This window comes from Pseudomonas fragi, assembly GCF_002269505.1.
Lineage (GTDB): Bacteria > Pseudomonadota > Gammaproteobacteria > Pseudomonadales > Pseudomonadaceae > Aquipseudomonas > Aquipseudomonas fragi_D.
On the sequence record NZ_NQKQ01000001.1, the window covers coordinates 528,954 to 552,981 of the forward strand.

At 58.0% G+C, this 24,028-nt stretch carries 20 protein-coding genes, 2 tRNA genes, 1 rRNA gene and 1 pseudogene; 5 read left to right on the forward strand and 19 right to left on the reverse strand.

The genetic code is table 11. The annotated features are described in order from the left end of the window. The first annotated feature begins 64 nt into the window (after positions 1 to 64). Positions 65 to 349 (forward strand): hypothetical protein, encoded by a 285-nt coding sequence (locus CJU81_RS02350; protein WP_016782995.1) that lies wholly within the window; start codon positions 65 to 67, stop codon positions 347 to 349. A gap of 8 nt (positions 350 to 357) precedes the next feature. Here the strand turns inward: CJU81_RS02350 and dibA are convergent, their stop codons facing one another. Next, on the reverse strand, positions 358 to 2,280 hold the full coding sequence (dibA, locus tag CJU81_RS02355; protein ID WP_095035344.1) for a phosphodiesterase DibA: 1,923 nt from the start codon (positions 2,278 to 2,280) through the stop codon (positions 358 to 360). A 149-nt stretch (positions 2,281 to 2,429) separates the two neighbouring features. Here dibA and desA point away from each other — a divergent pair, with 149 nt between their 5' ends. Beyond that, positions 2,430 to 3,614, forward strand: coding sequence for a delta-9 fatty acid desaturase DesA (desA, locus tag CJU81_RS02360; RefSeq protein WP_176464785.1), 1,185 nt, complete (start codon positions 2,430 to 2,432; stop codon positions 3,612 to 3,614). Positions 3,615 to 3,681: 67 nt separating this feature from the next. On the opposite strand, the gene CJU81_RS02365 is transcribed toward desA, so the two are convergent. From CJU81_RS02365 to gabD, 3 genes are all read right to left on the reverse strand, one after another. Then, positions 3,682 to 4,923: an HDOD domain-containing protein gene (locus CJU81_RS02365; protein WP_095035346.1), complete on the reverse strand. Its 1,242-nt coding sequence runs from the start codon at positions 4,921 to 4,923 to the stop codon at positions 3,682 to 3,684. 145 nt (positions 4,924 to 5,068) lie between these two features. Beyond that, on the reverse strand, positions 5,069 to 6,352 hold the full coding sequence (gene gabT / locus CJU81_RS02370; protein ID WP_016782991.1) for a 4-aminobutyrate--2-oxoglutarate transaminase: 1,284 nt from the start codon (positions 6,350 to 6,352) through the stop codon (positions 5,069 to 5,071). 177 nt (positions 6,353 to 6,529) lie between these two features. Continuing rightward, positions 6,530 to 7,972: an NADP-dependent succinate-semialdehyde dehydrogenase gene (gene gabD, locus CJU81_RS02375; protein WP_095035347.1), complete on the reverse strand. Its 1,443-nt coding sequence runs from the start codon at positions 7,970 to 7,972 to the stop codon at positions 6,530 to 6,532. Positions 7,973 to 8,318: 346 nt separating this feature from the next. Between gabD and CJU81_RS02380 the strand changes: the two genes are divergently transcribed. After that, positions 8,319 to 8,395: transfer RNA gene (locus CJU81_RS02380), tRNA-Arg, on the forward strand. 186 nt (positions 8,396 to 8,581) lie between these two features. Next, positions 8,582 to 8,672, forward strand: a tRNA-Ser gene (locus tag CJU81_RS02385). A 177-nt stretch (positions 8,673 to 8,849) separates the two neighbouring features. Here CJU81_RS02385 and CJU81_RS02390 read toward each other — a convergent pair. From CJU81_RS02390 to CJU81_RS02430, 9 genes are all read right to left on the reverse strand, one after another. Further along, positions 8,850 to 10,331: a YdgA family protein gene (locus CJU81_RS02390; RefSeq protein WP_095035348.1), complete on the reverse strand. Its 1,482-nt coding sequence runs from the start codon at positions 10,329 to 10,331 to the stop codon at positions 8,850 to 8,852. A gap of 128 nt (positions 10,332 to 10,459) precedes the next feature. Further along, complete coding sequence (locus CJU81_RS02395) at positions 10,460 to 11,104, reverse strand: NADH:ubiquinone oxidoreductase subunit N (protein ID WP_095035349.1); 645 nt, start codon at positions 11,102 to 11,104, stop codon at positions 10,460 to 10,462. A 107-nt stretch (positions 11,105 to 11,211) separates the two neighbouring features. Beyond that, a complete protein-coding gene (locus CJU81_RS02400) occupies positions 11,212 to 12,657 on the reverse strand; it encodes an efflux transporter outer membrane subunit (RefSeq protein WP_095035350.1) in 1,446 nt (481 codons plus the stop codon). Beyond that, positions 12,654 to 13,556 (reverse strand): efflux RND transporter periplasmic adaptor subunit, encoded by a 903-nt coding sequence (locus CJU81_RS02405; RefSeq protein ID WP_095035351.1) that lies wholly within the window; start codon positions 13,554 to 13,556, stop codon positions 12,654 to 12,656. The genes CJU81_RS02400 and CJU81_RS02405 overlap by 4 nt, the downstream gene beginning before the upstream one ends. Then, complete coding sequence (locus CJU81_RS02410) at positions 13,553 to 13,762, reverse strand: DUF1656 domain-containing protein (protein ID WP_016782973.1); 210 nt, start codon at positions 13,760 to 13,762, stop codon at positions 13,553 to 13,555. The genes CJU81_RS02405 and CJU81_RS02410 overlap by 4 nt, the downstream gene beginning before the upstream one ends. Next, positions 13,759 to 15,849, reverse strand: coding sequence for an FUSC family protein (locus tag CJU81_RS02415; protein ID WP_095035352.1), 2,091 nt, complete (start codon positions 15,847 to 15,849; stop codon positions 13,759 to 13,761). Before CJU81_RS02415 ends, CJU81_RS02410 begins: the two co-directional genes overlap by 4 nt. Then, positions 15,846 to 16,277: a MarR family winged helix-turn-helix transcriptional regulator gene (locus tag CJU81_RS02420; RefSeq protein ID WP_095035353.1), complete on the reverse strand. Its 432-nt coding sequence runs from the start codon at positions 16,275 to 16,277 to the stop codon at positions 15,846 to 15,848. Before CJU81_RS02420 ends, CJU81_RS02415 begins: the two co-directional genes overlap by 4 nt. A 100-nt stretch (positions 16,278 to 16,377) precedes the next feature. After that, on the reverse strand, positions 16,378 to 16,635 hold the full coding sequence (locus tag CJU81_RS02425) for a DUF2789 domain-containing protein (RefSeq protein WP_095035354.1): 258 nt from the start codon (positions 16,633 to 16,635) through the stop codon (positions 16,378 to 16,380). Next, on the reverse strand, positions 16,616 to 18,232 hold the full coding sequence (locus tag CJU81_RS02430; protein ID WP_095035355.1) for a glycosyltransferase family 39 protein: 1,617 nt from the start codon (positions 18,230 to 18,232) through the stop codon (positions 16,616 to 16,618). Before CJU81_RS02430 ends, CJU81_RS02425 begins: the two co-directional genes overlap by 20 nt. A 237-nt stretch (positions 18,233 to 18,469) precedes the next feature. On the opposite strand from CJU81_RS02430, the gene CJU81_RS02435 reads away from it, so the two are divergent. Next, positions 18,470 to 19,168 carry a GntR family transcriptional regulator gene (locus CJU81_RS02435; RefSeq protein ID WP_095035356.1) on the forward strand — a complete coding sequence of 233 codons (699 nt, stop codon included), beginning with the start codon at positions 18,470 to 18,472 and terminating at the stop codon, positions 19,166 to 19,168. Between the two features lie 48 nt (positions 19,169 to 19,216). Here CJU81_RS02435 and CJU81_RS24405 read toward each other — a convergent pair whose 3' ends face one another. The 6 genes and pseudogenes from CJU81_RS24405 to rrf all read right to left on the reverse strand — a co-directional run bounded on the left by CJU81_RS24405 (position 19,217) and on the right by rrf (position 23,858). Further along, positions 19,217 to 20,002 (reverse strand): methyl-accepting chemotaxis protein, encoded by a 786-nt coding sequence (locus CJU81_RS24405; RefSeq protein ID WP_370688617.1) that lies wholly within the window; start codon positions 20,000 to 20,002, stop codon positions 19,217 to 19,219. Positions 20,003 to 20,071: 69 nt separating this feature from the next. Then, a pseudogene (locus CJU81_RS24410) lies at positions 20,072 to 21,097 on the reverse strand (cache domain-containing protein); the annotation flags it as partial. Positions 21,098 to 21,325: 228 nt separating this feature from the next. Then, on the reverse strand, positions 21,326 to 22,873 hold the full coding sequence (tnpC, locus tag CJU81_RS02445; protein WP_095035358.1) for an IS66 family transposase: 1,548 nt from the start codon (positions 22,871 to 22,873) through the stop codon (positions 21,326 to 21,328). 49 nt (positions 22,874 to 22,922) lie between these two features. Continuing rightward, the gene (gene tnpB, locus CJU81_RS23645; RefSeq protein ID WP_141232557.1) at positions 22,923 to 23,258 is read right to left on the reverse strand and encodes an IS66 family insertion sequence element accessory protein TnpB; all 336 of its coding nucleotides are present in this window, start codon (positions 23,256 to 23,258) and stop codon (positions 22,923 to 22,925) included. Further along, positions 23,255 to 23,572 (reverse strand): IS66-like element accessory protein TnpA, encoded by a 318-nt coding sequence (tnpA, locus tag CJU81_RS02455; protein WP_095035360.1) that lies wholly within the window; start codon positions 23,570 to 23,572, stop codon positions 23,255 to 23,257. Before tnpA ends, tnpB begins: the two co-directional genes overlap by 4 nt. 170 nt (positions 23,573 to 23,742) lie before the next feature. Further along, positions 23,743 to 23,858, reverse strand: a 5S ribosomal RNA gene (gene rrf / locus CJU81_RS02460). Between the last annotated feature and the right edge of the window lie 170 nt (positions 23,859 to 24,028).

The window sequence follows — 24,028 nt, forward strand, 5'->3', positions numbered from 1 at the left end:
TGGCTAGCAGCATCATCAGGCTGAATACCGTTAGACTGGGCGCCTTTACTTGAGGAGCCTGCCCATGAGCGAGCCAACTGATATCGACAACGAAGAAGAAGAGTTCGCCGAATCCACCCTGATTCAGGCGATTGAAAACCAGATTGAAAGCGACAACCCGCCTGCCGCCAAGGCCACGTTCAACAAACTGACCCTGGTCGGCTACGAGCGCGACGATATTTTGCAGATGATGGCCCATGTACTGGCCGTGGAGATTGACGCGATCCTCGAAGAAGACCGCGCCTTTAACACTGAGTGGTACGAAGCCGCCCTGCGCGCGCTGCCAACACTGCCGCCAGAGAAGGACTGACCTTCGGCTCAGGGGCGAATCGCAGGCGCTCGCTGCCAGTCCAGATCCTTGGCAGGCATCGGGCGTCCGAACCAGTAGCCCTGACCCAGGTTGCAGTTAAGGTCGAGCAGGAACTGCGCCTGCTCAACCTGCTCTATCCCTTCGGCATGCACCTGCAGGCCCATGCTTTGACCCAGTGCGATAACCGCACGCACGATCGCCACATCGTCATTGTCCCCGGGCAAGCCAGCGACAAATCCCTGATCGATTTTCAGCTTCTGCACGGGCAAGCGTTTGAGTCGCAGCAAGGATGAGAAGCCGGTACCGAAATCATCGATGGCCAGGCGCAAACCCAGCGCACGCAGACGATGCATCTGCTCCAGGGCCACTTGCGAGTTGTCCATGACCGCACTTTCGGTCACTTCAAGCTCCAGCAGGGCTGGATCCATTCCGGTGTCTGCCAGTACCGTTGAAACCAGCGAAAATAGCTCAGGACGGGCAAACAACCGGCTGGAAATATTCACCGCCACAAACGTCAGTTCCACACCTGCAGCCTGCCACTGAACCATCTGCCAACAGGCTTGCTCCAGCACCCAGGCGTCAATCTCGGCAATCAACCCGGTACGCTCCGCGATCGGGATGAACTCGCCCGGCGACAACAGCCCCCGCAGCGGATGCTCCCAGCGCACCAGTGCTTCAACGCCAATCAGGCGGCTGCTTTTAAGGTCGTGCACCGGCTGGTAGTACACACGCAGCTCGTGCTGCTCCAGGGCACGGCGCAGATCGCTGGCCACTTCAATCCGGTACTGGGCATGGGCCGTCAGCTCTTCGGTGTACAAGGCATAGCCCTCGCGCCCCGAGCTTTTGGCCTTGAACAACGCCGAATCGGCATTGCGCAGCAATTGCTCGGCGTTCAGAGCATCGCTGGGGAACACGCTGATGCCAACGCTGGCACTGATAAACAGTTGATGCTTGTCGACATCGAACGAGCCTTTCATGACCTCCAGCACCTGCTGCGCAAGTCCGGCTGCCTGGCTGGTTTGCGCACAGCTGTCGACCAGCACGGCGAACTCATCACCGCCCAGCCGGGCCACGGTAAAGCCTTTGCCAAACACCCTGAGCAAACGCTCGGCCACCGCCTTGAGCAGCAGGTCTCCGACGTTGTGGCCCAGGCTGTCATTGATAATCTTGAAGTGATCCAGATCGATCATCAGCAGCGCACAGCCGGTCTGATGGCGTTGCGCAGAAGCCAGCGTCTGCTCGGTGCGGTCGGTAAACAGCAGGCGGTTGGGCAGGTCTGTCAGGGGATCATGGTGAACCAGGCGCGCCAGTTCGGTCTGGGAGTTCTTGATGGCGGAGATATCTGAAAAGACCGCGACATAGTGGCTGACCTGGCCCTTGTCATCGGTAATCGAGCGAACTGTCTGCCACTGCGGGTAAATTTCGCCGCTTTTTCGCCGGTTCCAGATTTCGCCGTGCCATTCGCCGCTTTCTTCCAGGGATTTGAAAATCGCCTGATAGAACTCGGGACCATGACGGCCCGACTTGAACATGTTCGGGCGCTGGCCAAGCACCTCTTCGACCGGGTAGCCGGTGATTTCAACCAGCGCCCGGTTCACATGCACAATCACCCCGCGGCGGTCGCTGACCAGCACCCCTTCACGGGTGCAGTCAAAGACCACGGCCGCCTGGCGCAAACGCTCCTGATCCTGACGTTGACGCTTCAAACCGGGGCTCATGCCCAAAAAATCGCACAGCCGGGCACGGGCGAAAAAAATCAATACGGCACTGAACAGGGCGAAAACATAGGCATTGATGCGCTGCCACTGCGCCAATTGCGCTGAATCATCGAAATAACTGTTCAATAAATGATCAGTTATAAACAGCCAGAAAACCGATAGCAGCCCGTATAACACGGCCGTACGCAAGGCATCACGAGAAGAAACAGACATAAGAAAGTTAATGCACCTACAAAAAAGTGGGAATTATAGTGTAAGAAACATCCGGGCACTCTTATCTGAAAGGCCGACTGGTTTTATCTGGCTGCATGGTGATAATGCGTGTTGCAGTTTTTTTCATCTTCCCGAGGGCCAAACAGCCTATGTGGTACAACGGTTTTCTCGACTTGTCAGCCTGGCAACTGGTGGCAGTCACTCTGTTGATGACCCACGTGACCATTATCGGTGTCACGGTTTATCTACACCGCTACTCAGCCCACCGCTCATTGGAGCTCAATGGTGGCCTGAAACACTTTTTCCGCTTCTGGTTGTGGCTCACCACCGCGCAGAACACCCGCGAGTGGACAGCTATCCACCGCAAGCACCACGCCAAATGCGAAACCGCCGATGACCCGCACAGCCCGGTAATCAAAGGGTTATCGACCGTTTTGCGAAAAGGTGCAGAGCTGTATCGTGAAGAAGCTCAAAATCCTGAAACACTGCGCATTTACGGCAAAAACTGCCCTGAAGACTGGATTGAGCGAAATCTTTATTCGCGTTACAAAATGCTCGGTGTGGCGATCATGCTGGTCATCGACCTGCTGCTGTTCGGCGCCATCGGCCTGACTATCTGGGCCATCCAGATGATGTGGATCCCGGTGTGGGCTGCAGGCGTAGTCAACGGCTTGGGCCATGCTGTGGGTTATCGCAACTTCGAGTGCCGCGACGCAGCCACCAATCTGGTGCCTTGGGGCATCATCATTGGCGGTGAAGAGCTGCACAACAACCACCACACTTACCCCAACTCGGCCAAGCTGTCGGTCAAGAAGTGGGAGTTCGACCTGGGTTGGGCCTGGATCAAGGTCTTCAGCTTTTTGCGTCTGGCCAAGGTTCAGCGTGTTGCGCCTATCGCCCATCGGGTAGAAGGCAAAGGCAACCTGGACATGGACACCGCCATGGCGATCCTCAACAACCGTTTCCAGATCATGGCCCAGTACCGCAAGCTGGTCATTGCGCCGCTGGTACAGCAAGAGCTGGCCAAGGTCGATCACTCGGTGCGTCATCAGTTCCGCCGCGCCAAGCGTTTGTTGTCGCGTGAAACCAGCCTGCTCGAAGACCGCCATCACCAGCGGATCGAGAAGATGCTGGAGCACAGCCAGTCGCTGAAAGTGATTTACGAGAAGCGCCTTGCCCTGCAACAGATCTGGGTCAAGACCAGCACCAATGGCCACGACATGCTCGCGGCGATCAAGGAATGGGTACACGAGGCAGAAGCCAGCGGGATCCAGTCGCTGCGCGACTTTGCCCACCAGCTCAAGACCTACTCGCTGCGGCCTGCGGCGGTTTAAGAGCAAGCCCCCTCTCTCTGAGGGAGAGGGGGCTGATCTTCAATGTGACGAAAATCCGCTTCTGCCTTTAGTCCCCTCTCCCTCCGGGAGAGGGTAAGGGGCTCTTGATCAACTGCGAAAGCTGCGACATGCCCACCCGCAACAAGCGCGCCGTCTTTCCGCCCGCCACCTCGGCAATCCCCTCTTGCGACTCCAGATTGGCCACTTGCGCCGCCAGGTTCATCACCAGCGCTTCACGGGAATACACCCCGCCACCCAAGTGATACATCGCCGCTATCAACTCCCGCAGCTCCAACGGCAAGCGCCAGCGCGTGCGCAAGGCCGAGCCATAGGCTGCGCCAAACTCGGCCAGAGCAGCATCAATCGCCGGCGTATCCAGTTCACCACCAGCCTGACGCCACGCCTGCAGGCAACGCAACAAGGCCAGATCACCCAGGCAGTGCAGTAATCCGGCGCAGTAACAGCGCTCCTGATCCAGATTCAGCATGCCCGCCAGCGTACGGCCATAGTCTGCCGCCCGCAGCGACAAGGCCCAATAACGCTCGGCGTAGTCCGCCAGACAAGGGTCGCTCAACTGCGCATCCGGCTTGAGGGTAAGTCCCTGCACCAGGTTCATGCTTTGCCCGGGGCCCAAGCGCTGCATCGCTTGCGCAAGGGTCTGGGCCGGGCTCACAAGGTGTTGTGCCGCGCTGTTGGCGGCGGCAATCAGCACCGCAGTAATTTGTGGATCGGTGCGCACTTGCTGTTCCAGCTGTGCGAGGTCCAGCCCCTCAGGCGTGAGGCTGCCCTTAAGCGCCGATTGCGCATCCACCAACAGCGGTGCGCCATCTGAAGACACGCGACGCTGCTCCAGAAAACGCTTCAGGGTCATGCCGGGCGCCAGCGTCGGCACATCACACGAAACCTCTTGCCCCGCTGCGAGCAACAACCCCTTAAGACGCTTGGTCAGGCCGGCGATGTCAAGAGGTGTGGTCAGGTAGGCCGTTGGCGCCAATGGCAAGGCTTCGCGCACACTGGCGCTGTCATTGCGTGCGCTCAGCAAAATAAATGGCTGCGCTGGAACCGTACGGCGGTGGCGCATGGTGCGCAACAGATCCAGGCCACCGACACCTGGCAAATCACGATCAGCAATCACCAGGCCGTAGGTTTTCTTGCCCAACTGTGCAAGCGCCTGCTGGCCGTCGCCACAGACATCCAGTTGAGCGTCGCAACGTACTGTCAGCACAACTTGTTTGAGCAAGTCCCTGGTCCAGGGATCTGCCTCGGCAATCAATACAGTGGGTGCTGCGCTTAAATCTACAACCGTCATCCAATTTGCTCCCCGTGCGATACAGGCACCTTAGTCAAAGGGCGCACGCGGATACAGGCAAAAACACCCAAATAGATGGATCAGACGCAAAAAAACCGCCGAAGCGGTTTTTTTGTGTATCAGGTCACAGCGTCAAGCGCGGGGCTTACACCAGTTCGGCGAAGCACTCTTCGATGATGGCCAGGCCTTTGTCCAGCTGCTCGTTTGGCGAGGTCAGCGGTACCAGTACGCGCAGGACGTTGCCGTAAGTGCCGCACGACAACAGGATCAAACCCTTGTCGCGCGCCTTGGCCACCACTTGGGCCACTGCCGTCGGGTTTGGCTTATGCGAGTCGCCGCCTTCGAACAGCTCAACCGCGATCATCGCGCCCAGCGCACGCACATCACCGATTACCGGGTGCTTGGCCTGGATAGCCTTGAGGCCAGTTACCAGGCGCTCGCCGACTTCCTTGCAACGGTCCAGCAGGTGCTCTTCTTCAAACACATCCAGTACCGCCAGCGCTGCTGCGCAAGCAATAGGGCTACCTGCATAGGTGCCGCCCAGGCCGCCTGGAGCGATGGCGTCCATGTACTCGGCCTTGCCACACACACCGGCCAGCGGGAAGCCGCCAGCGATGGATTTGGCGAAGGTGGTCAGGTCGGCAGTCACGCCCATCTGTTCCATCGCGAAGAAAGTGCCGGTACGGCCAGCGCCGGTCTGCACTTCATCAGCGATCAGCAGGATGCCGTGCTTGTCACACAGCTCGCGCAGGCGGGCCATGAACGCTTTCGGCGCCACGTAGAAACCACCTTCGCCCTGTACCGGCTCGATGATGATCGCAGCGATGTCTTTAGGCTCGGCATCGTTCTTGAAAATGCGTTCGATGCTGGCGATGGAGTCATCCACGCTCACACCATGCAGCTCGCACGGGTACAGCGCGCGGAAGATACCGCCTGGCATCAGGCCCATGCCTGCCGAGTACGGTACGACTTTGCCGGTCAGGCCCAGGGTCATCATGGTGCGGCCGTGATACGCGCCGGTGAAGGCAATCACGCCAGCACGGCCAGTTGCAGCACGGGCGATTTTCACGGCGTTTTCTACGGCTTCCGAGCCGGTGGTGACCAGCAGGGTTTTCTTGTCGAAATTGCCCGGGACCTTGGCGTTGATCTTTTCGCACAGCTCGACGTAAGGCTCGTAGGCCAGTACCTGGAAACAGGTGTGGGTCAGCTTGGTCAGTTGCTCTTGCACGGCGGCAATGATTTTCGGGTGCAGGTGGCCGGTGTTCAGTACCGCGATACCGCCTGCGAAGTCGATGAACTCGCGGCCTTCAACGTCAGTAACGGTCGCGTTTTTTGCCGACTCGGCGAAGATCGGGTGGATCTGGCCAACACCGCGTGGAACAGCGGCTTCACGGCGTTTCATCAGAGATGCGTTGGTCTTGTTGCTCATGGTGTTCCTCATTCGCCGCTGATCAAGCGGCGTGGTTCAAGGCTGACGCGCCAGGCAGACACCCATGCCAGCATGCGATGATCGACTGGCATGGCGCTCCCGGCCACAAAAATTAACAGTTTGAAACGCAGGGGAAGCATCGCTCTCGTGCCCCCTCTGCTTGAACCACCCGCCGGGTTAGATACCCAGGCAGAGATATTTGATTTCCAGGTAGTCTTCGATGCCGTACTTGGAGCCTTCACGGCCCAGGCCCGACGCCTTGATCCCGCCAAACGGCGCGACTTCATTGGAGATCAGGCCGGTATTGACGCCCACCATGCCGTACTCCAGCGCTTCAGCCACACGGAATACACGGCTCAGGTCGCGGGCATAGAAGTACGATGCCAGGCCGAACTCGGTGTCGTTAGCCATCGCGATCACTTCGGCTTCGTCCTTGAAACGGAACAGTGGCGCCAGCGGGCCGAAGGTTTCTTCCTTCGCCACAGCGGCGTTTTTCGGTACGTTCACCAGAATGGTCGGTTCGAAGAAGCTGCCTTCCAGACTGTTGCCGCCGGCCAGCAGGGTCGCACCCTTGCTCAGTGCGTCGGCAATGTGTTCCTTGACCTTGGCCACGGCCTTGTCATCGATCAACGGGCCAGTGGTGGTGCCTTCGTCCAGACCGTTACCGATCTTGAGCTTGGCCACCGCCACTTTCAGTTTTTCTGCGAAAGCGTCGTAGACCGAGTCCTGAATGTACAGGCGGTTGGCACATACGCAGGTCTGACCGTTGTTACGGTATTTGGAGATGATCGCGCCTTCGACGGCCTTATCCAGGTCCGCATCGTCGAACACGATGAAAGGTGCGTTGCCACCCAGCTCCAGCGACACTTTCTTGATGTCCTTGGCGCACTCAGCCATCAACTGGCGACCGATTTCGGTCGAGCCGGTGAAGGACAGTTTGCGCACGATCGGGTTGCTGGTCAGCTCGCCGCCGATGTCGCCCGCGCTGCCGGTCACAACGCTCAACACGCCTTTAGGGATACCGGCACGGTGTGCCAGCTCAACCAGGGCCAGGGCCGAGAACGGGGTTTGCGAAGCTGGCTTGATCACCATGGTGCAACCGGCGGCCAGGGCCGGGCCGGCTTTACGGGTGATCATGGCAGCCGGGAAGTTCCACGGGGTGATGGCAGCGGTCACGCCGATCGGCTGCTTGATCACGATCAGGCGCTTGTCCGGCTGATGGCCCGGGATCACGTCGCCGTAGATGCGCTTGGCTTCTTCAGCGAACCACTCGATGAACGAAGCGGCGTAGACGATTTCGCCCTTGGCTTCGGCCAGCGGCTTGCCCTGTTCCAGGGTCATCAGGCGGCCGAGGTCGTCCTGGTTTTCGATCAGCAGCTCAAACCAGCGACGTAGCTTGGTTGCACGCTCTTTGGCGGTCAGGGCACGCCAGGCTGGCAACGCTTTGTCAGCGGCTTCAATGGCACGACGGGTTTCAACCGCGCCCATTTTTGGCACTGTACCGATGATTTCACCGGTAGCCGGGTTGTTGACCTTGATGATCTGGCCACCGTCGGCATCAACCCAGGCACCATCGATATAGGCTTGCTGGCGGAACAACTGTGCGTCTTTGAGCTGCATGTGGGCTTTCCTTAACAGCACCGCGCAGGCGCGGAGCGAATTATTTAAGTAGAAAGGCGCCGTAGAAGGCTGCCGTCAGGAAGTCATTCACTGCCAAAGTATCTAAATGACGCACAAATAACAGGCCGTGCGATTCAGCACTCAGACAAGAGCGTTTGAAATCTCAAACGAATCCTAGGGTCAAAGGGGGTAAAGGACAATAGCCTGTTCGAAAAAAAGAACAACCTGCCAGATTCTACCGCTTTATCACCCGGCCCCCATTAATAGCCCATAATGCGCCAGGAAACACCTGACGAATCAGCGGCATGGACGACTGACACACAGATGAGTATTATGGCGCCGCGTCGCACCAGTAGCTCAGCTGGATAGAGTACTGCCCTCCGAAGGCAGGGGTCGTGGGTTCGAATCCCGCCTGGTGCACCATTTTCTTTCCCTTGTTCAAGGGAATCGCGTCAAAAGCACAATCCCCCCCAGCACTTATGCCTCTCTCCGAGAACCCGGTGAGCGATCGCACGCCTGTTTTTTGAGCTTTTCTGAGCAAAACGCAGATCAGGTTAAATTTTCTATGGGCAACTGACGAAAGGCTGGTTACTATACGCGGCGTTTCGCGGAGAGCTGGCCGAGTGGCCGAAGGCGCTCCCCTGCTAAGGGAGTACACCTCAAAAGGGTGTCGGGGGTTCGAATCCCCCGTTCTCCGCCATTATTTGTGGCACCCAAATGCGTTCCCTTGTTCAAGGGAACCGCGTTTTCCCCCTTCCAAATCAAACCCTATACGCATTGCGCAGGGCTTTGTCGCGTCTGCACAAAGCTGTGGGAGCGGGCTTGCTCGCGAAGATCGTTCGCGAGCAGGCTCGCTCCCACGGTTTAAGTCGCAGCTTTACTGGCTCGCCACACCACCAAAACGGGTGGTCATTGCCGTGATGAAGTCTTCAAGGCTCATTTTCTGACCATTGAGATCCACCTGGCCGTCAGCGTAATTGAGCGAAGCCAGAATGTTGTTGCCCTCCACTTTGGCCAGCCCGGTTTGCACCGCCATCACGCCTGCCATCTCGCTGTTCATGCTGGCAATCTTGGCGATAGCTTGCGGATCGGTCTGGCCAACCAGCTGTGCCTGTACCGCTGACAAATCAGTAATCATCGGTTTGGACAGCAACAGTTTGGCATCCAGTGCGGTCAGCATCTGCTTGGTGACTTCAACTGGCGGCAACTCAAATGAAGTCGGCTTGGCCAACCCCATGGCAATGTTGAGCTGGCTTTCACCATTGGCGGTCTTGATCGTGAACTTCTCCAGCGCCAGTTGCGGTTTGGCGGCCAGAATTTTTTCAACCTGAACCTGCATCTGCACTTGCTCGACCGGGGTCAGCGGTGTTTGCGGCAAAGTACCGTCAGCCTGAGGCTGAAACTTGCTCTGGTAGATCTGCAACAACGCCTGCATGGCCGGGATATCCAGGCTGCTGGCAGTCAGCACCATTTGCGCACTGCCCACTGGCTTGCCGTCCAGGGTGACATCACCGACGTTATAGGCCAGACGCCCGGACATCAGGTTGCCATTGGCGGAAGCAGAATCCGCGTACTCGAAGTTCTTTAGCTTGATAACCGATTGCTTCACGCCATAAGTCAGCTGACCTTCACTCAGCGCCATCACGTTCTGCCCGAGATAGAAGCCAAAGTCGGTTTTCTTCAGGTCACTGGCCAGGGTCAGGCCGTTGAGCTCGACCGTTACTGGCGGGTTCTCAATCGTGATCGCATTGAGCTTGAGGTGGTCCATGTAGCCTTTGGCCTTGAGGTTCTGGCCGTCGGCATCGGTTTGGGCTTGCATGGTCATACCCGAGAAGCTGAAGGTGGAGTGCTCGTCCAGCTGGGTCTCCAGTGCCGTCAGCTCCATATGGCCGTCAATCGAGCGGTCGTAACCCAGGGTGACCTGGCCTTTGAGCGGGGTCTGATCCTTGGTTGCGGCAAACCATTTCTCGGTAAATGGGGTTTTTTCCAGCGAGTAATTGCTGACCGCCATCACTGGCATCCACTTGAACGTCTTGATACGCGACCACGGCAACGGGCCATGTTCGATATTATCGACAAACAGCAACTCCACCGGCTTTGCATCCGGGCCCGCTTTGTCGTCCTGGATTTGCAGGCGATAGTGCGCGGTACTGCTGTAGAGGTTGCGTTCAATGGAAACCAATTCAATGGTGCCGTGAGTGGTCGTGCCTTGCAGTTGCTTGGCCAGCTCCTGGTTGGTCTGTTCGATCGAGGTCTGCAACACACCCTCGATTTTGCTGCCGGTGTACCACGCGCCAGCGGTGTTCAGCGCCCCAGCGACAACAACGATCCCTACCAGTACACCTAATGGTTTATTCATCAATTGACCCGTTCAATGTCCGTTGTGTTGAAAGTAAATCGGTCTTTGCCTGGCCCTTCATGGGCCGAAAAGTACAGGCAGGTTAACACCGCTAGCAGAACTGACGCTGCTCTCGAGTGACGCCGCCCTCATACCGGTTGGGCGTAACGCTGGTCGATTTCGTCGAGCTGATGGTCGAAACTCTTGAGGCTGGCACTCCAGGTGTACACCAGGACTTCCAGGTCATGATCGATGCAGGTTTCTCCTACAGAATTAAAAGAAACATCCGAGTAATCTAGCTGATAACGCTCACGAGCCATCGCTGCCGCGACATCCGAGAGCTCACGCGCAGTGTCGAGCCATTGGCGATCTTCGGAAGGCAGCGCCTTGTCGAGTTTCAGGCATTGGGTTTTGAGGGCTTCGAGGCTTTTTTCCAGCGGGGTGCCGGTCAATTCGCCCATGAACTCCTGGAAGGTACGCCCCGGTTGCCAATAGCTGCCCCAGAAATAGCGGTCAAATACCGTCTCGACCCGACGCAGGGCAACTTTGGTGTCCCAGATCAGAACACGGGTCTGGCCCTGGGTGATCTGGCGTTTTTTGATTTGTCGGGTCTGCACTGAGGCGCAGGCCACAACCACGATGGCCAATACGGCAATCAGCGCACTGGCGCTGTCGAGGAAGATCATCGCCTTGTCGATCTGGTGCGCCAACATGATGCCGTAGAAATAGGTCGCCGAAAGCAACACCACTGCTGCCACTGCGCACCAGAAGCCGGGAGCATAAGGGTTTTTCATTATTAGTATCCCCATCAGGCAGGGTCTGCACGATGAGGAGGGCTACAAACCCGCTAACGCCCTGAACCATCGTTCCGATACCGATTATTCAGAGCATAGCAACGCTGTCAGGGTTTGGCGTTTGCCGCAGCTTGCGTTCGTCCACTTTCCCAGCCACCACCCAGGGCCAGAAACAGATCGATCTGACTCATGGCAACCTGGGTGTTGGCCGCCGACAATTGCGCGCGCATGTCAGTGTAGGTGCGGGTGGCCTGCAGATCGGCCAGGAATGACTCGCGCCCCGCCTGGAAGAACCGATGGGTCTGGTCGGCTGCTGTTTTGGCCGACAACTCGGCCTCGGCCAGGGCATCACGGCGCTGCAGCAACGCGGTGTATTGCACCAGGCTGGTCTGGGTTTCGCGGATGGCGTTGAGCACCACACCGTCAAACTTGGCCAACGCCCCTTGAGTCACGGCCTCGGCTTCACGGATCCGCGCTCGCGAACCATTGGTCGGAATGGTCCAGCTCAGCATCGGACCAAAACCCCAGCGGTTGGTGGGTGCCGTGCCCAGGTTGTCGATAATCCCCACCGTGCCAATGCTGGCACCGATGCTGATGTCCGGGTACAGAGAGCCTGTGGCCACGCCGATTTCGGCGGTGGCGGCGGCCAGATGGCGTTCGGCCTGACGCACGTCCGGGCGGCGTTTGAGCAGCGCCGCACCATCACCCACAGGCAACAGTTGGGCGATGTGCGGCAGCTCGGCGCAGGTGGCAACACCGGCAGGCAGTTGATCCAGCGGCCTGGCCAGCAACATCGACAAACGAAACAGGCCGGCCTGGCGCAATGCCTCGTAACGGGGCAATTCCGCCCGCAACGATTTGAACTGGGTTTCAGAGCGGGTGACCTGGGTTTCATCACCGCGCCCCGCATCACGCAGGCGCTGGGTCAGGCTGGTGCTTTGCGCTTGAAGCTTGAGGGACTCTTCAGCGATGTGGTGTTCTTCATTGGCTGCGCAGACCTGGGTGTACGCCCGCACCACATCCGCCACCAGGGTGATGCGCGCGGTGTCGGCGGCGGCCTGAGTCGCGTCGGCGTTGGCCTGCGCCGCTTCGATCCCGCGCTGCAAGGTGCCCCACAAATCGAATTGATACGAGGTGCTGATACCCAGATCGCCGACGTTGGCCACCGGTACCTTATCGGCCAGCAGGAAGGCTTCACCGGACTCTTGCAGGCGCTGGGCGCCCGCCTTTACCGAGCCACTCCAGCCACCGGCTGACTGCGCCTGCTCAACCTGAGCCCGCGCCCGCGACAGGTTCGCCGCGGCGACCTGCAAATCAGTGTTGGAGGCCAGCGCCTGGCGCACCAGTTCATTGAGCTTGGGGTCCTCATAGAGCTTCCACCAGTCATTCGGAACCGGGGCGGAGACCACGTTGGCGCCCTCGCCCGCCAGTTGGCCCTGCAAGTCCGGGCGCTGCATGGCCGCGTCTTTGGGCAACTGGTAATCAGGGCCGAGCAGCTGGCAACCGGACAGCAGCAGACCCAGCCCTACGGCTGCCAGGCGAACGGCTTTCATTGCGCGCGCTCCGGGGCAGGCTGGGTTTTGGCCGAGTCTTCGATGATGGACACGGTCGCGGTGCGCCCGGCGATCATGCGAAAGTCTTCAGGCACGTCGTCGAACACGATACGCACCGGAATCCGTTGCGCCAGCCGCACCCAGCTGAACGCCGGGTTGACGTTGGGCAGCAGGTTCTGGCCGCTGGTGCGGTCACGGTCTTCGATGCCCGCCACGATGCTTTCAACATGCCCGCGCAAGCGGGCGTTGTCGCCAATGACGCGGATATCGACACTCTGGCCGACATGGATGCCATCGAGTTTGGTTTCTTCGAAATAGCCATCGATATGGAACGAGCTGCTGTCGACAATCGACAAGACCGGCCGCCCTGCGGTGACGAACTCATTGACCCGGGGGGCCCGGTCGTTGACGTAGCCATCCACCGGGCTGCGCACCACCGTACGATCCAGATTGAGCTGGGCGCTGTCCACAGCCACTTGGGCCTCAATCAGTGCGGCCTGGGCGCGCATCTCGCGGGACTGGCTTTCTTCGAGCTGTTCGCGGGCAACCAGGTTGCCCAGGCCCTTGTTCCGGCGACTTTCTCGCTGGGCCTGGGCCAGGGTCTCCTTGCGGTCGGCAACGGTGGCCTCAGCCTGACGCAGCGCCAGCTTGAAGCGCTCCTGGTCAATCACGAACAGTACCTGATCACGGCTGACGGGCTGGTTGTCACGCACATCCACCTGCTTGATCAGGCCCGACACGTCGGGGGCGATTTGCACGATGTCAGCGCGGATGTGGGCGTCACGTGTCCAGGGAGCAAACATGTAGTACATGGTCATGCGCCAGACCACGACGCAGGCAAACGTCACCACCAATAAGGTGAGAACGACACGGCCCAAGGTCAGTAAAGGTTTTTTCATGTCATCAGATATCGACTGAACGAATCCACAACGCCGAGTAACAGAGCGTAGAGACCGACGTTGAACAAAGCCCGGTGCCAGACCAGACGGTAAAAGTGCACACGGGTCAGTAACCCGTGAACCACCAGAAACAACAAGTAGGTGATGCCCATCAATACCAGGAGCGTGGGCAGAAAGACCCCGCTGATATCTACGTCACCGATCATAGCGGCGCTCCATCAATGGTTTGGCCCTGGGGATGTGGCAGGTCGTCGTTGTCGACAATGAATTCTACGCCGGGCAGCAACGCCAGCCGCAGGCCGCTGAGGGCGTGCAGCAGATGCACCCGGGCCTCGCCTTCGGCTTGCAGGTCATTGGCGTTGAGGGCGCGACGCGTGCGGTCCATGGTCATTTGCAGGCCCATTGGCATTGGCAGGCGCTCACCCGCCTTGAGACAGGCACAAAAGTAGTCGCCCACATCACTGACCACTTGGCGCAGTAACAGTTGCGGCCCCCCCGTGACCCTGGGTGCATAAGCCAGCAGATCGAGCAGGTTGAGCGCCACCCGCAAGTCACGCAGTGCGCTGCCCGTGTCCTGCCCGGTCAAGGCCAGACGCGGCAAGTGCTGCATCAGGCGATCGAGCATTTGCGCGCCCATTTGCCGGTGCTCGGCCAGGGTGGCGGGCTGGGTCAGGCTGACGATGTCACGCCAGCTGAAGCGGGTCAGCCGCTTGGCGGCCAGCTCGGCACCGAACGGGCGCGCAATCAGGGTCCAGACGAAGGCAAACAGCAGGCCGACAGGGCCGGCCAGGTTGGCGTTCATAAACACCATGAAGTCAGCATCGTAGGCGCCCTGAATGCTGATAAACGAGGCGGTGTTGACGATAGTCAGCAGGGTACCCAGATAAAATCGCGGCTGTACGGTCAGGGTGCCGACGCAAATAAAAGGCACGGCAAACGCCAGCACCAGCATCGGAAAGTCATGCAGGTTGGGCAGGATCACAAACAGGTAAAGGCTGGCGAACAGTACCGACAGCGAGGTCCAGAAAAAGAACCGGTAGATCTGCGGCGCCGGGTCATCCATTGCGGCAAAGAAACTGCAGGCCACGGCGGCCAGAATCACCGCACTGGCGCCATCGGTCCAGCCGAGCAGAATCCACAGCACCGAAGCGACGACAATCGCGGTGACGGTAGAGAACGCGGAATAAAGCATAAGCCCGCGATCCAGAAACGGCGTCAGGCGACCCAGGCGCCAATGTCGGTATACCGCACGCCAGACCTCACGGTTGCCGGTGGAGATGGCTTCCTGCAGGCTGCGGCAGTCTTGCCACAGGTCGATCCATTCACCCAGCCGGTACAGCACGTTGGAAAGCACCAATTGGCGACGATCATCCAGGGCGGCAGCGCTGGGCTGCAATGCTTCGAGTTCATGACGCAGGGCTTGCCACTGCTGGACCGGCGCGCCATCACGGGTGCGCTCAAGCCATGCCTGGGCGTGGTCGAGCAATGGCGTAACCTTGTCGAGCAGCTCCGGAGCGCGACGCTCCAGCGCATAGAGTGCATCGTCCAGGGCATCGACCACCGGCAGCAGGTGGATCATGCGCCCGCGCAGCTCTTTGGTGTTGCGCACGGTCTGCGGGTGCGCGCCCTCATGGGGCAACTGGCCAATCATCATTTCAAGGCTGTTGAAGGTCGTGACCATCGACGAGCGCAGGCCGCTGGCTTTGCTCGGTTCGACATCACGGGCCAGAAAGTGCTTGCTGTAATTGCTCGCGTCGGCAAACCACTTGGCCGCCGAGTCGATAAACACCGGGGTCAGGCGCCGAGGCCAGAACATGCTGCCGACCACCGCCGCGCAGACGATGCCGAGCATGATTTCTTCGGTACGCGAAACGGCAATGTCGAACACGTTCAGCGGGTTATCCACAATCGGCAAGGCGATCATTGGCATGGTGTAGCCGGCGAGCATGAACACGTAACTGTTGGCCGTGCGCAGGTGCAACGACAGAAACAGCAAAATACCGGTCCAGAGGGCGATCACCAGCACCAGCAAAAATGGGGTCTGGACAAACAACGGCACAAAAAACACCGCAGCCGCAGCACCTATCAGCGTGCCCAGGGCACGGTATACCGCCTTGGAGCTGGTTGGCCCGACAAAGGGGCTGGAGACGATATAAACCGTGGCCATTGCCCAGTAAGGACGGGGCATTTCCATCAGCAAGGCGATATACAGCGCGATCATCGAGGCGGCGAATGTGCGTACCCCATAGAACCAGTCGCGGGCGGGAGGCAGGCTGCTGAAAAAACCGTTCAAGAGGCGGCTCCGTCAGGCAGTTGTCCCGCAGCCTCGAAGGCTTTGATCACACGCAACGCAGCTTCCTGGTCAGCCACCGGGATAGTGGCTAGGGCGGCCCTTCTCAGTTGTACCAGTTGGGCTTCTATCGATTGCACCAAAGCGCGACCGGTGTCAGTCAGGCTCAGGGTTTTGGCGCGTCTGTCGCTGGCATCTTCACAGCGGCGCACATAGCCAGCCTTGCACAATTGATCGAGCAAGCGCACCAGCGACGGGCTTTCCATCCCGGCAGCGTGGGCCACGGTGACTTGCCGCACACCCTCACCCAGGCGGCCGATAATCAGCAACGGCATGGCGCAGGCTTCGGAAATGCCATAGTTGACCAGCGTGGCCTGGCAGACGCGACGCCAATGGCGAGTCGCAACCACCATGCCGGTGCTGATGCTCATTTGCAGTGGATCGAGAGTGTCAGGCAAGAGGCGTCACATAATGTTAGTTTGCTAACTATTAATATTGCGCGGCCAGATGATCACAGTCAAGTGTTGCTATTTATTTCTTCCCGCCCACGACCGGTTTTTGCCGCAGCATCAGATTCAATTGGTCGACGACTTCAGCCCAGTCAGCGTCTTCAAGATGCTCTTCGCGCAAAAAAGCCGCTTGGGCGGGCGTCCAGAAAAAAGCATCTTCAAGCTTGAGGTCAGGCTTGAGTGGCGAGTGGGTGGTGACAAACTTTTCGATGTCTTCCGGGCTGGACGGCAGGCCCAGCTGCTTGAACAAGGATGGCAGGCTATGGGTTGGCTTTTGCATCGAGTTGACTCCATTCAGGTTCAGGGCCGCATTGGGCGGCAACGCAGGTCAAATATAGACGAGCCTGAGTGTCATCGACGGCCAGGTCCTGTGCTTTGCGCCAATCAATGGGAATCGCGCTGAAATCATCCGGCTGCACTTTGCTGCTGATCAGCCAGATGCGTCCCGGGCCTGGCGGCAGATCGCTCAGGCGGTCGACATAAATACTTTTACCGTGGGCATTCACCAACGTGCCAAATCCATAGTCATTCGGACGCCCTGAAGTGCCATCTTCCAGGGGCGGCGTATAGAGCATGGGTTGAAACCCGGTTTTGTTGTAATAGACGAAGCTGAAGTACCAGAACAGGTCACTGACGACGATCCGGTCACCGGGTTTGAACTGTTGGTTAACATGCTCGACCAGACGGTCAAAGTGGTCGGCATCGCTACTGAAGTTGCTGCGCAAGCCTACCAGCTCGGTGCCCACAAACAGGCTCAACAACGCTATGGCCAGCGCACGCTTGCGCTTGAACAACTGATCCACTGCGATCGCGACAAGCAGCGGCAACCCCAGCGCGGCAAACATCACGTAACGTTCGATAAACAGAGGCGAGATGAAAGATACGGCGTAAATGGCCAGGATCGGCAACAAGGTATAGATCACGATCAACGTGATGAATTTATGCGGGCTTGAATCGCGAACCGCCATCCCTGTCACACCGCCAAGCAGTGCCAACGGGGCCAGCCAGAACAACGGCCAGGGCAGGTTGTCGCCTTCATCCTGTATCAACAACTGCCACGTCATGGCGGGCAAGGAACGGGCATCGACTGCCGGCTCCCAGCCTACGTCACCACCGCTTTTGAGTTCATCCATGTGTTGCAGCAAATCCACCAGCCCCGGCAACCAGGGCAGGAACAACAGCACAATGGCAACGTTTGCCAGCCACCAGGCCGGGCGCCTGATCAACCACCCGGTACTGCGGCCGCCAAGCAGCAGGTACAGCCAATGGGCCATTACACAAAAAGCGGTGAAGTAATGTGTGTAAAAAGCGGCCGCCATCAGCAAGGTGTAGAGCACCGGGTAACGATATTTATGCGGAGCCTTGACCCAATACACCAGCGCAATCGTGGCGGCAATCAGCCACAGCCCCATCAGTGAGTACATCCGTACTTCCTGGCTGTAGCGCACGGCAGTGGGCAACAACGCCAGCAGCAGGCCCGCCAGCAACGCAGCCCGCGGGGAGGCCACCAGCCATACCAGCCAGACACCCAAAAATACCGTGGCGATGCCGGGCAGGACACTCAGGGAACGAATCGAGTCCAGGTTGTCACCGAACAGCGCTATCCAGCCGTGCAACAGCATGAAGTACAACGGTGGGTGAACATCGTGCGCCGCATGAAACCAGATCCCCGACAGCGGATAGCCGCTCAGCATCAGGCTGGAGCCTTCGTCGCACCAGATGGCCGAAGCGGTGAAGCCGTAAAAGCGCACGCCTGCGGCCAGCAGCAAAATGCACCACAGCCATGGCTGACGGATCAGGCTGGAAAGGACGTTAGAGGGCTGTAACGGGAGTTCAAACCGTTGCTCACCCACATCGTTGTTGCTGAGTACGCCCATCCTTCACCTGCTGTGCATTGGTGCTGCAAATTGGGCAGCTCTGACTTCGGCGATTGTAGGGCACAGCCCATAAGAAAAGGCAGCGTACCCGCCAAGAAAGATAGTGGCCTCATGCAATCTCTTGTCCCGCAGTCACGCTAAACTATACGTAACAAGGTTTGACAGCGACCGGGTCAGTACCTAACTTGAATTGGATCCAAACAAGTGTGCCGTTTCGTCGGCACAGGTAGTCGCTACGTGGCCGTTAAAAACAATCCTTTAAACAGCATAGTTGTCTCGGGGCCCATACCCGCTCATTTGGCGCGTTCGGTGATTGAAGAGACCTTGCGCAACGCTATTCTTGATGGCCGCTTGCCCTGCGGCACGGCTATCCGCCAGGAAGCACTGGCCAAGTTGTTTGGGGTCAGCCGCATGCCTGTACGCGAGGCACTGCGCCAACTGGAAGCTCAAGGTTTGTTGCAGGTTGTGCAATACAAGGGAGCAGTGGTTGCCCCTTTGATTGAAGACGACTCGCTGCAAACCTATGAATTGCGCCAGTTGCTCGAAGCCCAGGCACTGCGCCTGTCAGTACCGCTGTTGAGCAACGAGGATTTCGAAGAGGCCGAGGGTTATATCGAAGCGCTGGAAGCAGAAACAGACTTCGGCAAAATCGGCACACTCAATCGGCAATTTCACCAGGCACTTTACTGCAAGGCACCGAATAAAAAGCTGCTGGCACTCATTGAGTCCGGGCTTATTGAAGAAGAGCGTTTCCTGCGCTTTAACCTTGAGCAGATGAACCTGGGCAAGTTATGCCAGGACGATCATCGGGCGTTGCTGCGTTATGCCCGGGCCAGAGATGTGCAGGCTTGTATTGCGGAGCTGGAGTTGCACCTGCAGCGCGGAGTAAAGGCCATTACTTACTATTTGAGTACGCTCAAAGCAAAACAGCCCTGACGCATTAAACGCCAAGGCTGTGGATAACTTGTTACTGAGCTGCCGGCCTCAAATTTTGAAACTGTCGACCAACTGCTTGAGGCGGCTGGCTTGCTGCGATAGCGCATCGCAGTCTTTGAGGGTTTCGTTGAGGTTCACCACACCTTGCTGGTTGAGCAAGTTGATCTGGTTGATATCCACATTGAGGGTTTCGACCACTGCTGTTTGCTCTTCGGTGGCGGCAGCAACTGACTGGTTCATCCCGTCAATCTCATCGATGCGCTGAGTCACGCTGATCAAACGGGCACCGGCCTGGTTGGCCACTTCGACACTCTCCTCGCTGGAGACCTGACTCGCATTCATGGTGCTGACCGCTTCGCGGGAGCCTACCTGCAGCGAGGTGATCATTTTATGTATCTCCTCTGCCGATTCCTGAGTGCGATGAGCGAGGTTGCGCACCTCATCCGCCACCACGGCAAAGCCTCGACCCGCTTCGCCCGCACGCGCGGCCTCAATGGCTGCGTTGAGGGCCAGCAGGTTAGTTTGCTGAGAGATACCCTTGATCACATCCAAGATGTGGCCAATGTTGTCGGTGCTGGCATTGAGGGTTTCGATTTGGGCACACGACAGGCTGATTTTCTGCGACAGCTCGGTCATGGCCTGGATGGTCTGCTCAACCACTTTGCGACCGTCATCTGCCTGCTCGCTGGCACCGCTGGCATGCTGCGAAGCATCGGCGGCGTTGCGGGCAATTTCCTGAGTGGCAGCACCCAGCTCGTTGATCGCCGCGGCCACGCTGTTGGTTCGCGCACTTTGTTCGTCCGAGCCAACAATGGATGCGTTGGACGAGGCCATGACGCGATGCGACAAGTCATGAACCTGACGTGTCGCAGAAGACACTTCGCTGATCGACGCGTGAATACGCTCAACAAACTGGTTGAAGGAGCTGGCCAGCTCACCGAATTCGTCCTTGTTCTCAATCACCAGACGGCGCGTCAGGTCACCTTCACCCTGGGCGATATCCTGCATTGCACGCCCCATGGTGGTCAGTGGACGCATTAGCACACTGATCAACAAGCTCAACAACAGCGCAATCGCCGCCACCGCAATAAACATGGCGATCAACGCGGACGTGCGGAATTTAGACAGTGGCGCGTACGCTTTTTCTTTATCTATTGATTGACCGATATACCAGTCTGCAGACGGCAGACCTGTCACCGGGGTAAACGAAATAATCCGCTCATGACCATTGAGCCTCACCTCCTGAATGCCCTTCTCGATGCGCAGAGTGCTGGCCGGGTAAATGTCTTTCAGGTTTTTCATTACCTGATCTTTATCCGGGCTAACGATCACCTGGCCATCACTGCTCACGAGAAACGCATAGCCCAGGCCGCCGGAATCAACCGAATTGATGATCTTGACCAGGCTGTCCAGGCTCAGGTCACCTCCCACCACACCCAACAACTCACCGCCTTTTTTGACGGGCATGGCGATGGTCACAATCAGGCCACCAACCGCTGCCATATAAGGCGGCGTCAGCATGGTCTGGCCGGCGCTTACCGCTTGCTTGTACCAGGGACGTTCACGGGGATCATAACCAGCAGGCATCGTGGCATCAGGACGCTGGGTAAACACTCCGTTGGCTTGGCCAACGTAGGTGAACTGGAAGTTGGAGGTGAATGCCGGCTGATCGACCAGGCCCGGGAGATCAGCCTGGCTGCCTTGCTGCGCAATGTTCTGTGCAAGGCTCTCCAGCACCAAAATGCGACCACCGAGCCAGTTTTGCACACTGCTGGCTGTCAGGTTGCCCGCCTGCTGCACTGAGGATTCGATGTTTTGCTTGATGGTGTCGCGCTGCAAGTAGTCGTTGTACAACGTGAATAACGCAAACGCCAAAACCACGACGCCTGAAGCGGCCAGAAGGATTTTATGGCTGAACTTGAGATTCATAGCATGGGACTTCTTATGCCAAAAGTTGGGATGCGTACGGTGTGCATAGCCTTTTGGCAGCTCTGCTCGCACGCATTGCTCAACAGGCTGTCGGCACCAGTCGCGCAATACTTAGCCGTGTTTAGCTGAAATATGTTTAATCCGACGAAAGCGCAGGGATGGCTTTTGGCATCGTGCTGGGGGAGGGGCTGAAGAATGGTAAGCGGTCAGGCATCCCGTCTTGTGCAACTAAGCCGGTCGCCATCGATGCGGCAATAACTCCCCAATCTCACTCGCCCGCTGCGTCGGCAGGCGAGTAAGAACGTCTTTTAGATAAGCATACGCATCGTGGCCGTTGAGCTTGGCCGACTGGATCAAACTCATTAGCGCAGCAGCGCGCTGGCCACTGCGTAGCGACCCGGCGAACAGCCAGTTTTTTCTTCCAAGAGCCCAAGGTCGAATTTGCTGTTCGATATGGTTGTTGTCTATCGGCACCGTGCCGTCGTCCAGGTAACGGCGCAACGCAGCCCAACGTTTGAGGCTGTAATCCAAGGCTTTGGTAATCCCCAAACCTTCATGCACAAGCTCGCGCTGGGCGATCATCCAGGCATGAAACGCGTCCATCAGGGGCGCTGCTTTTTCCTGACGTATTCGTCGCCGGACATCCGGTTCCAAATCGCGGACTTCGCGTTCAATTTCATATAGGGCCGCGATGTACCGCAACGCTTGCTCGGCAAGCACGCTTTTATTGGTGATGTGCAGGTCATAAAACTTGCGGCGGGCGTGGGTCATGCAGCCGATTTCAGTGACACCAAGTGCAAAGCTGGCTTTGTAACCACTGTAATCATCACAGACCAAGTTGCCTTTCCAGTCGCCGAGGAAGTTGCGGGCATACTCGCCCGAGCGGCCAGGGCTGAAGTCGTACACCACCGCGCTTATCTCGGCGAACGCGGTCGTAGCGTAGCCCCAAACATAAGCACGGTGGGCTTTCTTCTCGCCCGGCGCGAGCATCTGCACCGGCGTTTCATCGACATGCACCACGTTGTGCTCAAGCACGACTTCGCGCAGGGCATCGACCAGCGGCTGCAATTGCACGCCACAAGCGCCGACCCAACTGGCCAGTGTTGATCGAGGAATTGCGAGACCGGCTCGCCCGAAGATTTGCTCCTGGCGGTACAGCGGCAAATGATCGGCGTATTTCGCGATCATCACCTGAGCCAGCAGCCCGGCAGTCGGGATGCCTTTGTCGATCACCTGCGCCGGTACTGTCTCTTGAATTAAGGTTTCGCAGTTGTCACAGACCCATTTGCCACGAATATGCCGTTCAACGCGAAACACGCCAGGCGTGTAGTCGAGCTTTTCGCTGACGTCTTCGCCGATGCGCTTGAGGGCGCAGCCGCATTGGCATTGAGTGTTTTCGGGATCGTGATGAATCAGCGTGCGCGGAAACTCGGCAGGCAATGCAGTGCGTTTGGGTTGCTGGCGGACTGCTACTTGCGCTGGCTTTGGTGCCAGGATTTCAAGCTCTGCTTCGATGGCGGCCAGGTCGGTCTCAATCAAGTCGTCGAGCAAGCTGGCCTGATCAGGGCTGAACGACTCGGAGCGTTTGGCGAAGCGGTGGCGTTTGAGCTGGGCTATTTCGTGAATGAGTTGTTGGTTGCGGGTCTTCTGATGAAGCACCTCTTTGTCGAGGCTCGCCAGCTGCGTATCTAGATGCTCAACGCGTTTGAGCAACTGCGTAGCGAGGCTGCGCAGTTGTTCGGTGTCGAGCTGATCGAGAGGAGGAGTAGGAATCATGGCGATGACTCTGCCCGATCTGCTGATCGATGTATGTCATCCATGTCTCTTAATGGTTACGGATGGCTCCGTCAGACCCAAGCCATTGCCAGGGAAGACCGACCACCAGTGCCTGAAGCTGCTCAGTATTTAGCTCCATTTGGTCACCATGCCGATTGCTCGGCCAGGAAAACTTCCCCTGGTGCAGGCGGCGTGCCGCCAACCAAACGCCCAGTCCGTCGTGCACCAACACCTTCATGCGATTGCCTCGGCGGTTGGCAAAGAAATAAGCACAATGCGGCTGCGCCGCACCGAAGACAGACACGACTCGTGCGAGGGCTTTCTCAGTACCAGAGCGCATGTCCATCGGTTCGGTCGCCAGCCAAATTGCGTCGATGCGGATCACGAAGTAAGTCCACGGACAAATCGGACGCATCCCTCGGGATCGGAAGCTGGCCATTTCACCGTGATGGTGTGCTCGCCAAATGGCAGTTCGATGATCACCGATAACCCGGCCTGCTTTTTTGGGGAGATCTCTACCGGAATAAACGCCGGCAGGGTTGCGGGTGGCTGATCTCGGTAAAGCGGCAGCCACTTACGGATCACGTTGGCATTGATGCCGTGACTGATGGCAACGCTGGAAATGGAGGCGCCAGGTTGCAGGCATTCCTGGACAACTTGGGCTTTAAACGACTTGGGGTAAGAGCTTCGTTGGCGCATTTAAGGGCTATCGCGTCCGCTTAAAAATAGGCGGACACCATCGCCCTTAATTTGGGAGGCCGGTAGGTGTGTTCACTGTTCGCTTACGAAGAATGGAATGCGCAGGGGATTTATGGCGCGCAAAAACAAAACCCCTGTCTGCGTTAGCAGACAGGGGTTTCGGAATTCAATCTTGACGATGACCTACTCTCACATGGGGAAACCCCACACTACCATCGGCGATGCATCGTTTCACTACTGAGTTCGGGATGGGATCAGGTGGTTCCAATGCTCTATGGTCGTCAAGAAATTCTGTGGCAGATCCGTTATCAAAACGTGTCTGCGAAAACTTGGGACTTCTATAAAAACAAAATCCCCGTCTGCGCGAGCAGACAGGGATTTTGGAATTTAATCTTGACGATGACCTACTCTCACATGGGGAAACCCCACACTACCATCGGCGATGCATCGTTTCAC